Raw genomic sequence first — 12,192 nt, 5'->3', positions numbered from 1 at the left:
CAGATGATACCTAAAGGCTCAAGCTAACCCTAATCCCTGGATTACCCACTGTAAACAACCTCTAAGGAGATCAGAATGAACAGCCAGCACACGATGCGCGCCTTGGTGCTAGACGACTACGCGACCGGAGCATTGGTGGAGAAAACCGTACAGCGCCCCTCGCCACGGGCGGGCGAAGTCCTCGTGCGGATTGCAGCCAGCGGCGTTAACCCCATCGACAACATGATTCGTCTGGGGCTTGCCCCCTACGCCATGCCGGAGTTGCCCGCGATTCTCGGTACCGACCTCGCAGGCGTCGTGGTTGAAACCGGGCCGGAGGTGACGGCCTTCAACGTCGGCGATGAGGTTTACGGGCTCACCGGAGGCGTTCGCGGGCTGCAGGGCTCGCTGGCCGAATATGCAGCGGTCGACGCTGCGCTGCTGGCATTGAAACCGAAGAACCTGAGCATGCGCGAAGCCGCGGCACTTCCGCTGGTGTTTTTGACCGCCTGGGAAGGCATGGTCGATCGCGCCGCTGTCCAGCCTGGCCAGCGTGTGCTGGTGCAAGGCGGCGCTGGCGGAGTCGGCCATGTAGCAATCCAGATAGCCGCAGCGCACGGCGCTGAGGTGTACGCGACAGCGTCCGCCGGCAAGCAAGCAATCGTCGCATCCTTTGGCGCTACGCCTATCGATTACAACGCCAAAACTGTCGAGCAATACGTTGCGGATTTCACTGAAGGCAAAGGCTTCGACATCGTTTACGACACCGTGGGCGGACAGAGCCTGGACGACTCCCTGGTTGCGGCCAAAGCCTATGGCCATGTCGCCAGTTGTTTTGCTTTCGCCTCCCATAACCTGGCCCCTGGCTCCCTGCGTTGCGTGACGCTGTCAGGCATATTCGTGCTTTTGCCAATGCTCAGCGGGGAAGGGCGCGCGCACCATGGGCAAATCCTGCGGCATGCGACGCGGCTCGCGGAAGAGGGCAAGCTCAAACCGCTGATGGACCCTCACCGTTTTGGCCTGGCCCAAGCCCAAGATGCACAGGTTTTGCAGGGTTCGGGCAAGGCTGTGGGCAAGGTCGTCATCGATATCGAGTAACGTCCTCCTGCCAGACGCTCCATGGTGGAAAATCCAAGACCTTGCGCTAGCCTCAGAGTGCTCCTTCAGGGAGCAGATCGGTCGGGCCATGTACGGCCTTAATACAGTTCTGAGGGAATAGAACAATGTCTAAAATTGATTTTTCATCACTGAAGTCGCAAGTAAATGATTCAGCATCATTGATGCCTAGCATTGCCAATAAAAAAATCCTCATGGGGTTCTGGCATAACTGGCAAGCCGGCCATAGTGACGGTTATCAAGGTGGGCACTTTGCCAATCTGAATCTGGTGGATGTACCCAAGGACTACAACGTTGTTGCTGTGGCTTTCATGAAAGGCCAAGGTATTCCTACCTTCAGCCCCTACAACCTCTCCGAGGATGAGTTTCGCCGTCAGGTCGGCGTGCTCAACAGTCAGGGGAGGGCGGTGTTGATCTCATTGGGCGGCGCCGACGCTCATATCGAGTTGCACAAGGGCGATGAGCAGCCACTGGCGAATGAAATCATTCGCCTGGTTGAAGTCTACGGCTTTGACGGGCTGGATATCGACCTGGAGCAAAGCGCGATTGATTTTGCCGACAACAAGACGGTGCTGCCGGCGGCCTTGAAACTGGTGAAGGATCACTACAAGGCCGAAGGGAAACACTTCATCATCAGCATGGCCCCCGAGTTTCCCTACCTCAGGGTTGGCGGCAAGTACGTTGGCTACCTTCAGGCCCTTAAGGGCTACTACGACTTCATCGCGCCGCAGTACTACAACCAGGGTGGCGATGGGATCTGGGTACAGGAGGCCAACGGTGGTCAAGGTGCCTGGATTGCCCAGAACAATGATGAAATGAAAGAGGATTTCCTCTACTACCTGACCGAAAGCCTGGTGACCGGCACGCGGGACTACATCGCCATCCCCGCAGATAAATTCGTCATTGGCTTACCGGCCAACAACGACGCTGCGGCCACTGGCTATGTGATAGATCCTGCTGCCGTTGTCAATGCATTCAAGCGTCTCGACACTGCTGGCCATGCCATCAAAGGGCTGATGACCTGGTCCATCAACTGGGACGACGGTGTTACCCGGGACAATGTTGCCTACAACTGGGAGTTCTACAATCGTTATGCACCGTTGATTCACGGCGAATCGCAGCCTGGCGAGCGGCCAACGGCGCCCGCGAACCTGTCGGCCAGGGACGTCACCGAAATCAGCATGACCTTGAGTTGGGGCGCTTCAAGCGGCCCGCGGCCGATCGTGACCTACACGCTGTACCGAAATGGGGCTGCGATAGGCAATACACCAGCGTTAACGCTGAAGGACTCAGGCCTGAAGGCGAACACTCAGTACAGCTACTTTGCCACCGCAACAGACGCTCAGGGGAATCAGTCGCTTCCAAGCAAGAGCCTGATCGTTCGAACGGCCGGAGACATCACCGATCCAGAGTTCCCCGAGTGGCAGTTGAACCAACGGTATTTCAAGGAGGATGGCGTGAGTTACGAAGGCAATCATTACGTGTGCCTGCAAGAGCACGTATCAAACTCAGGCTGGACACCACCAGAGGCGTTTACGCTGTGGGCGAAGGTGGCGATCAAAAGGCGCGCTTAGGGGGAGAATGCGAAGCCCGGCGGTGATGCCGGGCTTTCTTTCATAATACTCGATTTAACATAATATACATTATGCGTAGTCATCTATAGCAGCCCACGGGCAGTGCCAGGACAGATTTCAAGCCTGGCACCACCCGTTTTCAGCCTTACACCGTTACTTGCCGTGCAACGCTTCACTCACCGCATTCACAAACAACGCCTGCTCGTCATACAGCGAACTCGGTGTCTCTGCGTTCTGCCACGTCGACCATTGCACCATCACCAGTTTCTCCGCCGGGTTGATTGCAATGGTCTGGCCGTAAATCCCAAGCGCCCAGAACGTTTGTTCGCTGGTGGCGGTTTTCTTGGGTTCGGCATTGGCATCAGGCGCCGGCGCCGAGTACCACCATTGATAGCCATACTGTCCGTTCGGTGCCGATGGCGTGACCGAACCTTTGGCGGTGGTCCAGTGTGTCGAGCGTGCAATCCAGTCATCCGGCAGGATCTTCTCGCCGGACGGCAACTGACCGCCGCTGAGCACGAACTGGCCAAAGCGGCCCCAGTCACGCAACGCTGCGTTGAAGCCGTGGCCGCCCATGTCGACTTTGTCTTTGACCAAGGCATGCCAGACGCCATCCTGCTGCATGCCGTAACGGCTCCAGATGCGACTTTCGAGGTATTTGGCCAGGGTCATGTCGGTGGCGTTTTCCAGCACGCGGCCCACCAGCCAGGCGCCGCCGGTGTTGTAGGACCAGACTTCGCCCGGATTGACCCCGGGTTTGCGTTTCACCGATTTGACCAGGTTGAACACGCAGTCGTATGGCGCAGGCTTGGCTTCGCACTGGGTCATGTGGGAGAAATCGGAGTTCGCTGACGCGTAGTTTTCATCCCAGACCACGCCCGAGGTGTGCTGCAGCAACTGGTGCAAGGTCACCTCTTGCCAGGCCGTGCCTTTGAGTTCCGGGATGTACCGGGTGATCTTGTCATCCACCGAGTTGATCTTGCCTTCTTTTATCGCCACGCCCACCAGCACGCTGACCACCGATTTGGCCACTGAACGCGAGGTCCACAGGGTGTTTTCGCTGTTGCCCTTGCCGTAGTACTCGTAGGCAATCTTGCCGTCCTTGAGGATCAACAGGCCGGTGACGCTCTGGTTGGCGATGTAGTTATCGATGCTGAAGTGCTTGCCGTTCATTGCATAGTCAATGGCTGGCAATGGGCTGCTGGCCGGCATTAATGGCGATGGTTTGGCGCCCTGGGTGCTGAATACATCGCCTTCGTACAGGCGGTAGGTATTACGAAAACCCACTACCCGTGTGGCCTGGTCCCAGGTCAGCATGTTGTGCGGGTCGGGCAGCGTTTTATCAAAGGGTTGCGGGCAAACGCTGAGCCCTGGAACGCCACAGTGTGCGCCTTGGTCGCTAGCCAGGCTGATACCGCTATGGGTCAAGCCCAGTGCGGCAATGCTCAATGCCAACAGCGAAAAAACCTGGGTGGATTGTTTTTTTATTGTTCTGCGTAACATCGGTACTTCCTCGACATCCAGTGAAATTGCGTCAGTCGATTTCGAGCTTATCAACTTGCCGGGGCGGGAAAAGAACAATAAAGTCCGGGTCGATATTACAAAAACTAACAACAGTGAACGCCATGCCCAGCGACCGTCTGCCTCCGCTCAATGCCATTCGTGCCTTCGAGGCGGCTGCGCGCCTGGGCAGTTACGTGGCCGCTTCGCGGGCGCTGCACGTGACCCAGCCGGCCATTGGCCGCCACGTGAAAAACCTTGAGGACTGGCTGGGCGTGCAACTGCTCGAGCGTACGCCCCGCGGCGTTACTCTGACCGCGGCCGGGCTTGAGTTTCACCGGGCCGCGACCCAGGCCCTGAAGATTCTGGCCGATGCCGGCTCGCGGGTTGCAAGTCGCCAGCAGGAGCGCTGGCTGCGCATTCTGTGCGTGCCGGCGTTCGCTTCGCGTTGGTTGACGCCGCATGTCGATGCAGTGCGCAGCCTGCGCCCGGGCCTGAAGCTGGCCATTGAACCCAATGCCTCGTTCACGTCAGTGGATGCCCGTCAGGCTGACCTGGGTATCGGTTTTGGCCTGCCGGGCGAGCATTCAGGGGTGTTTCTGAGGATGATCAAACCGCCGGTTTTCCCGGTCTGTTCGCCGACGTACCTGGAAAAATTGCCGAATAAAGCCCTGCAGGTGCAGGACTTGCCGAACTGCGAGCTGATTCACGTCGACGACGGCACCTGGTGGAACAGCTGGTTTGCGGCGCAACAGTTACCGCTCAAGGTCAGGTCGAATACCTCGCACATGAGCAACGACATTGCCTTGAACCTGGCCCGGCGTGGGCACGGGATTGCCCTGGCCACCGAAGTGCTGGTCAAACATGAACTGGCAGACGGCTCGCTGGTGCGTTGTACCGACGCGCAAATTGCACTTGAAAGTTATCAAGTGCTGACACCGCAACAGCCGTTGTCGGAAGATGCCACATGGTTTATTGAGTGGTTAAGCCAGGCTTTGCGCGAGGAGTTTCCCCACGCGGCCATTGAACAAAGGTGAACCTGGAAGTACGCTACTGCCCTGCTCTTTTTTATAGCCTTAAAATATAACTCAACTAAATAACTATTTAGTTGAGTTATATATTCACGCCTCAGGCAAACAGCTTGAGTACGTCTTCCTGCCACTCATGACCCTGCAGCGACCAGCCCTTCCCCACAGACGGCGGAAAGCCGGAATGGCAGTAACCCTGCTTGTCGGTAAAATCAAACACGGCATGGGGATACTCATTGATCAGCAGCACCGCCTTGCTGTGGTCCATGGACCAGCCGATCTTCACTGTCGAGGGCTTCTCCCGGTCGGAGATATCCTCGACGTTATAGACATGCAGCGCATCCTGGATCGGGTTGTCACTGGCACTGCTGTCCAGGGCGTAGAAATAGGCGGTATTTTCATCGTCCTCGAAGACCACGACAAAAGGCCCCTCCTGCGCCGGTGCCTCGATGACGGTGGCGTGTCCTACGTTCAGCTGTTGCTCTGCTGCGAGATAAATGGGCATGCGGATATCCTTGTCACAACGATAGATAAAAAATTATATCAATATGCCATTAGCCCATTTGTGCTAATCGACTCCCCTCCTCCCTGGCGCTATATTCCCCGGCAACCCCCAGTGTTCCCCAACGCCGCGCCTATGCGGCGTGCGGGATCGTTGTGCCGGTAAAACAGAACAACACCAAGGAAGATGCACCATGAAATCAGCATTCAGCAAGATCACCCTGCTCAGCGCCCTGCTGGTCGCCGTCGCCGGTTGCCAGACCATGAAACCCAACGAAGACCGTCTCAAGTCCACCGCGCAAACCACCATCGGCGAGCCGGTGACGAAGATTTCCAACGTGCGCAGCGACCACAGCTCCACTTACTACATCGCCAGCACCGCATCGGGTGACTACAACTGCGAGCTGCCAAGCGGCGTGATGATCGGGATCGCCTCGATGGGCATGGGCATGGGCGCGCAATGCTACAACAAGAACAGTGGCCGCCCGCAAAATCCGCTGCAACGCTACTGATTCCAGGCTAAACCGCCGCTGCCGAGGCCTCGCGCAACGCCCGCAAGGTAGCGCGCAGCTCGGCCGGGCGCACCGGTTTGGACAGGATCGCGATCTGGCGGTCGTGCAGGGCCGCCTGGATCTTCTCCACTTCGTGGCCGGTAAGAATCAGCGCCGGCACCGCCCTGCCCCGTTGCGCCCGTAGCTCATCGATGCACTCGATGCCGGTGGCGTGGTTGCCCAGGTCATAGTCGGCGACGATGATGTCGCAGTCGCTGGCCAGGTCCTTGCCGCTCAGTTCGGCCTGGACGTCACAGCCCCAGCGCTCGAGCAAGGCCTTGGTGGCCAACAGCACGTTGCGATCATCCTCCACCAAGCAGACTTTCAAACCGGTCAGCAGGCCGACCTGGCTCGGGTCTTCACGGTAGGCCTGGCGCTTGGGCGCGGAAATTTCGCGCAAACCTTCAAGGCTGACGGCCGTGCCATGGCCCACTCGCGAACGTATCGTCACCTGCATGCCCATCATCTGCCCCAGGCGCCGGACAATCGACAGGCCCAGGCCCACGCCCTCGATGTCCTTGTCGCGCAACTGGCGCACGCGGTAGAACTCTTCGAAAACCTTCGGCAGTTCCTGCGCCTCGATGCCGCTGCCCTGGTCATAAATGACAATGGCCAGGCCCTCGCCACGCTTGCGCACGCCGATCAGCACCGGGCGCTGCGGCGCGTACTTGAAGCAGTTGGACAGCACGTTCTGGACCATGGTCGCCAGCAGCGCCGGGTCAATCTGCACCCAGTGCGCGCAGGCCCGCAAGCGCAGCTCAACGCCTGCCCAGCGCGCCGCCTCGGCGTTCTGACGCACCAGGTCGTGGAGGAACTCGCCCAGTTGCACAGGCTGCAGGCGCGGCTGCAGGCGGCCGTTGTCGAGGGTGTAGAGGTCGAGGATCGAGCGAAACAGCTGCGAGACGTTGAGCAACGAGCGGTCGATGTTGTCGACCAGCCGGCGTTCTTCATCGCCCAGCCGCGCCTCGCGCAGGCAGGCAGTGAACAGGCCGATGGAATGAATGGGCTGGCGCAGGTCGTGGCTGGCCTGGGCCAGAAAGCGCGATTTTTCCAGGTTGGCGGCGGTGGCCTCCTCCGAAGCCTTGCGCGTACGTTCAAGCAACAGGTGCGCGTACATGGGGATGACCGTGCTGGTGATCATCAGCATCAGCACCATGAACGGTTGCGCCTGCCAGTACGGCGTCAGGCGGTAGACGCACAGCAGCGCCAGCAACGCCAGGGCGGTGGCGATCGCCAGGTAGCGCGAGCCGAAGCGCATGCCATTGCCCAGGTTGACCCAGACCATCACCGCGTACAGCGGCAACGCCGCCTCGCCGCCCACCACCAGGCCGAAACAGGTACCGGTGTAGTCCTGGACCATGCTGAAAATGCGCCGCGCCGGGTACACCCCCGGCCAGCGCACGATAACCTGGCGTATAACCACCGACAGCAGCAGGAACAGGATGATGTAGATCACGATCGGCCGGTAGGTTTCAAAATGCTGCCCGGGCAGAAAGCCCAGCACGCTGATATAAACCACGGCAATACAGGCGACAATGATGCGCAGGTTAGCCTGGTCGAGCTCGGAGTTTTTCTCGAACTTCATCGGAACATCCTTGTGCGACAGTCGTCATATCCAGCATGAACACCGGGCGGTGCCCGTACCCGGTGGTAAAGTAGCACGTCCGAAAGGAACGCCAGGCCCAGGGAGGCACTCACCATGGCATGCCGGATCATCATAGCCGACGACCATCCGCTGTTTCGCGAAGCGATGCTGCGTACGGTCCAGCGCCTGCTGCCCGATGCCCGGAGCGAAGAGGCCGGTGATTTCGACACGGTGCTCAAGCTGGTCGCCAACGGTCCGGAACCAGACACCCTGATCCTCGACTTGCGCTTCCCGGGGCTGACCTGCATCAGCCAGCTGGTCGAGCTGCGCCAGCAATTTCCGCGTACCACCCTCATCGTGGTGTCGATGGTCGATGACGAAGAGCTGATCGGCGAGGTGATGGCCGCCGGCATTGACGGCTTCATCGGCAAGAACATCGCACCGGACGAGATCGGCCAGGCGATCCTGGCCATTCGTGAAGGTGAAGTGCTGGTGCGTTTTGCCCCCTCCGGGCTCCTGCCGCTGGACAGCAGCGCCGTCGCCACAACCCTGACCGCACGCCAGCAAGAGGTGTTGCGCCTGATCGCCCAGGGCAAGACCAACAAGGAAATTGCCCGCGCGCTGGACATCTCGCCGTTTACCGTGCGCATTCATGTGTCGTCGTTGCTGCGCACCCTCAATGTGCCGTCGCGGGCGGCGGCAGCGGTGAAGTACTCCGGGGTTGCCTGAGGCCCGCGGCTCCCCCGACCAAGTGATCTTGAATTGCCACTTCGCTCTGCTAGCGTTAGCAGCGCAGCCCCCCCGGCTGCACGCTGCACAAGGACGATAGACCCTCTGCCAACAATGATTGGAGGCAACAATGAGCGCAGTCACCAGTTCGACCAACTTCGGTCACGGCTACCCTACCCCAGGTCCACAAACACCCAACGCCCAGAAGGTGCTGGACCACGTGTTCTTTCTCTCCGAGTCGGCCTGGAAGCAGGTCCGCGAAGAGGAACAGTTCGATTTCATCATCATCGGCACCGGTTTCTGTTCCCTGGCCTTCGCCGAACGCATCCTCGAAAGCCAGCCCAAGGCGCGGATCCTGATGGTCGAGCGCGGGCCGTTCTTCCTCCCCGAGCACTTCCAGAACCTGCCGATCCCTTACCAGAAAACCCTCGGCGGCTTCTCCGAAACTTTCCCCTGGACCCTCTCGGCGCGTACCGCCAGCCAGCCACCGGGCAACATCGGCTGGCAGCACGGCATGGTGCCGTTCTTCGGTGGCCGCAGCATCATGTGGAGCGCCTGGTGCCCTCGGCCGACCAAGGAGGAAATGGCCTACTGGCCCGAGCAGACCATCGCCGCCGCCGAGGCCCGCTTCGAGTCGGCCGAAAAGCTGCTCAACGTCATCCCGGCCGACAAGATCGACACCCAGCTCGACCCGCAGGTGCGCGCCCATGTCACCGAGCAACGCCCGGTCTACGGCACCCTGCAGCTTGAGCTGCAAAACATGCTCGAGCACAACATCGGCAAGATCGACTCGGCCACCCGCTGGTTGTCGGCGCCCCTGGCCGCCGCGGCCGATCGCGCCGGTGGCGTGGACTTTGCCAAGTTCTCGACCCCGGCGGCAATCATGGAGCTGGCCGGCAAACAGGCCGACCGCGCCGCTGCCGGTACTGGCAGCCCGCTGCGGATCATCACCGAGTGCATCGTCGAGCGCATCCACCAGCAGGATGGCGCGGCCACGGCGCTACAAACCTCGCGCGGGGTGATCAACATCGGCAACGCCAAGCTGATCCTGGCCATGGGCACCCTGCCGCCGGCGACCTTGCTGATGAACTCGTTCCCGCAAATCAAACGTGCCGGCGATCGCTTCACCGCCCACTTCATCACCTCGGTGGTGGCACGGGTGCCGCGCAAGGACTACCCGTTCGCCGACAAGCTGGCCGAGCTTGAGCTCGCGGCCATTTACCTGGCCGGCAAGAACAAGCAAAGCGGCATGCAGTATCACGTGCAGTTGTCGGTGCTGTCAGACCGCGAGCCTGCAAAGAACGCGCAGAAAGCCGCGCGTTATATGCCGGACGTGGTCGCCACGGCGTCGATGGCGCAACTGGAATCGTCGAAGGACCATCTGGTGTTCGTTTGCGCCGTGCTTGGCGAGATCGACTTCCGAAACCCCGACAACCACTTCCACCTCAACGACCAGGCCGACCCGACCACCAACGTCAACCTGCAGGTGCTGGCCAGCAAAACCGACCAGCAAACCTGGGACACCATGGACGAAGGCACTTTCCAGATGATGGAGCGGGTGTTCGCCCCCGAAGGCAAGGTCGAGTACTGGCACGGCGACCCGAACCTGGGCCACTGGACCGGCGAACGGCCAAGCATCCCTGAACGGCGGGTGGCCGGGCTGGTGCACGAGGGCTCGACCCTGTGGATCGGCGACAAAGACGAAGGCGTGGTTGGCCTGGACTACCGTCCCCATGGCGTGGAGAACGTCTACGTCACCGGCGGTGCGCTGTGGCCGGCCAGTGGTTCGTGGAACCCGACCATGACCATGGTTGCCCTGGCCCAGGATCTTGCCGACCAGCAACTGGACAGCGTCAACACCCCCACCCCGCCCACCTCGGATCTCACTGAAGTCTGACAGGTAGCAGCGGGCTTGCCCCGCGATGAGGCCGGTCAAGCCCATCGCGGCGCAAGTCGAATGCCCACTTGGTTTACTCAGACGCCACAATGGCTCTGGCGAATCAGCTTCTTGTTGATCTTGCCGACGCTGGTCTTGGGAATTTCGCTGACAAAGCGCACCAGGCGCGGAATCGCCCATTTGTTCAGGCGCCCGCTGTCGACAAATGGCTGCAGGTGCCGGGCCAGCGCCGGCTGATCCAGCTCGACGCCGGCGACGCAGACCACCAGGGCCAGCGGCTGCTCGCCCCACTGCGCATCCGCCACCCCCACCACCGCCACCGAATCGACCCCGCTGTGCTGGCTGATCAGGCTTTCCAGCTCCACCGAGCTGATCCACTCACCGCCGGTCTTGATCACGTCCTTGATCCGGTCGCGAATCTGCACCGCGCCGCGCTCATCGATGCAGGCCATGTCGCCGGTGTGCAGCCAGCCGCCGGCCCACAGTGCGGCGCCCTGCTCCGGTTCCTTGAGGTAACCCTGGGTCAGCCATGGCGCGCGCACGACGATTTCACCGAGGCTTGCGCCGTCGTGGGCCACGTCTTTGCCCTGTTCGTCGACGATGCGCAGGTCCACCAGCGGGATCGGCACCCCGGCGTTGATCCGCAACGGCAGTTGCGCCTGCATCGGCAACGCCAGGTCAGCGGCGCCAAGGCTGGTCACGCACAGCAGCGGGCAGGTCTCGGACATGCCATAGCCGCAGTGCACGCGAATGCCCCTGGCGCTGGCCCGCGCGGCCAGGCCCTGGGTCAGCGCGCTGCCGCCGAGCAGCATCTTCCAGCCGCTAAAGTCGGTGCGCTGGCCTTCGTCGCAATCGAGCATCATCTGCAACAGGGTCGGCACACAGTGCGAGAAGCTCACCTGCTCTTCGCGCATCAGCCGCACCAATTGGTTGGGCTCGTAGCGGCCGGGGTACACCTGCTTGATGCCCAGGGCCGTGGCCACGTAGGGCACGCCCCAGGCATGCACATGGAACATCGGCGTGATCGGCATGTACACATCGCCCGAACGCAACAGCGGCTCACCGCCGCAGGCGGCGAAGGTGCCGAGTTCGTTGAGGGTGTGCAGCACCAGTTGCCGATGGCTGAAGTACACCCCCTTAGGGTTGCCGGTGGTGCCGGTGGTGTAGAACAGCGTGGCCACCGAGTTCTCGTCGAAATCGGCAAAGTCGAAGTGGCTGTCGGCACCGGCCAGCAGCGCTTCGTACTCGCCCAGCAGCGGCAGCTCCGTGTGCACTTCAGCGCCGTCACTCAGGCGCAGGTAACCCTTGACCGTCGGTAATTGCTCGCGCAACTGGGTCATCAGCGGCATGAAGTCGTCATGCACCAGCACCAGGTGATCCTCGGCGTGGTTCATGGTGTAGCGCACCTGCTCGGGCGACAGCCGTACGTTGACGGTGTGCAGCACGGCGCCGAGCATCGGCACGGCAAAAAAGCACTCCAGCGCGCGGTGGCTGTCCCAGTCGAGCAAGGCCACGGTGTCGCCAGGCTTGACCCCGGCGGCGCTCAGCACATTGGCCAGGCGCTGGATGCGTTCGAGCAAGGTGCTGTAGCTGTAGCGCAGCTTGTCGGCGTAGACGATCTCCTGGCCGGGCTGGTAGCGCACGCCCGACAACAGCAGGCGCTTGATCAGCAACGGGTAGCTGTAGGCGCCGGGCGCAGGTTCGATCATGCGGGTGCGGGTCATGGGCGCGT

The 12,192-nt window shown here is 60.9% G+C and carries 10 protein-coding genes; 6 read left to right on the top strand and 4 right to left on the bottom strand.

The annotated features are described in order from the left end of the window. Positions 1 to 75 precede the first annotated feature (75 nt). Complete coding sequence (locus BLR26_RS17035; protein ID WP_093382995.1) at positions 76 to 1,077, top strand: zinc-dependent alcohol dehydrogenase family protein; 1,002 nt, start codon at positions 76 to 78, stop codon at positions 1,075 to 1,077. A 125-nt stretch (positions 1,078 to 1,202) separates the two neighbouring features. Then, positions 1,203 to 2,669, top strand: a complete 1,467-nt coding sequence (locus BLR26_RS17030; RefSeq protein ID WP_093382992.1) for a glycosyl hydrolase family 18 protein — start codon at positions 1,203 to 1,205, stop codon at positions 2,667 to 2,669. Between the two features lie 153 nt (positions 2,670 to 2,822). Here BLR26_RS17030 and BLR26_RS17025 read toward each other — a convergent pair whose 3' ends face one another. Further along, positions 2,823 to 4,172, bottom strand: coding sequence for a serine hydrolase domain-containing protein (locus BLR26_RS17025; RefSeq protein WP_093382989.1), 1,350 nt, complete (start codon positions 4,170 to 4,172; stop codon positions 2,823 to 2,825). Between the two features lie 122 nt (positions 4,173 to 4,294). Between BLR26_RS17025 and BLR26_RS17020 the strand changes: the two genes are divergently transcribed. Beyond that, complete coding sequence (locus tag BLR26_RS17020) at positions 4,295 to 5,206, top strand: LysR substrate-binding domain-containing protein (RefSeq protein WP_093382986.1); 912 nt, start codon at positions 4,295 to 4,297, stop codon at positions 5,204 to 5,206. 91 nt (positions 5,207 to 5,297) lie between these two features. Here the strand turns inward: BLR26_RS17020 and BLR26_RS17015 are convergent, their stop codons facing one another. After that, positions 5,298 to 5,702, bottom strand: a complete 405-nt coding sequence (locus BLR26_RS17015; protein WP_093382983.1) for a DUF2251 domain-containing protein — start codon at positions 5,700 to 5,702, stop codon at positions 5,298 to 5,300. Between the two features lie 190 nt (positions 5,703 to 5,892). Here BLR26_RS17015 and BLR26_RS17010 point away from each other — a divergent pair, with 190 nt between their 5' ends. Next, positions 5,893 to 6,210, top strand: coding sequence for a hypothetical protein (locus tag BLR26_RS17010; RefSeq protein WP_093382978.1), 318 nt, complete (start codon positions 5,893 to 5,895; stop codon positions 6,208 to 6,210). Between the two features lie 7 nt (positions 6,211 to 6,217). Here the strand turns inward: BLR26_RS17010 and BLR26_RS17005 are convergent, their stop codons facing one another. Next, on the bottom strand, positions 6,218 to 7,834 hold the full coding sequence (locus BLR26_RS17005; RefSeq protein WP_093382974.1) for an ATP-binding response regulator: 1,617 nt from the start codon (positions 7,832 to 7,834) through the stop codon (positions 6,218 to 6,220). 114 nt (positions 7,835 to 7,948) lie between these two features. Here BLR26_RS17005 and BLR26_RS17000 point away from each other — a divergent pair, with 114 nt between their 5' ends. Together BLR26_RS17000 and BLR26_RS16995 are read left to right on the top strand one after the other, a co-directional pair. Further along, the gene (locus BLR26_RS17000; protein ID WP_093382969.1) at positions 7,949 to 8,563 is read left to right on the top strand and encodes a LuxR C-terminal-related transcriptional regulator; all 615 of its coding nucleotides are present in this window, start codon (positions 7,949 to 7,951) and stop codon (positions 8,561 to 8,563) included. A gap of 130 nt (positions 8,564 to 8,693) precedes the next feature. After that, complete coding sequence (locus BLR26_RS16995; protein ID WP_093382964.1) at positions 8,694 to 10,460, top strand: GMC oxidoreductase; 1,767 nt, start codon at positions 8,694 to 8,696, stop codon at positions 10,458 to 10,460. A gap of 77 nt (positions 10,461 to 10,537) precedes the next feature. Here the strand turns inward: BLR26_RS16995 and BLR26_RS16990 are convergent, their stop codons facing one another. After that, positions 10,538 to 12,184 carry a fatty acid--CoA ligase gene (locus BLR26_RS16990; RefSeq protein WP_093382959.1) on the bottom strand — a complete coding sequence of 549 codons (1,647 nt, stop codon included), beginning with the start codon at positions 12,182 to 12,184 and terminating at the stop codon, positions 10,538 to 10,540. Between the last annotated feature and the right edge of the window lie 8 nt (positions 12,185 to 12,192).

The sequence above is a fragment of the Pseudomonas sp. UC 17F4 genome, from assembly GCF_900101695.1.
Lineage (GTDB): Bacteria > Pseudomonadota > Gammaproteobacteria > Pseudomonadales > Pseudomonadaceae > Aquipseudomonas.
Note: the sequence above shows the minus strand (reverse complement) of the source record. Positions and strands in the feature narration are given on the sequence as shown.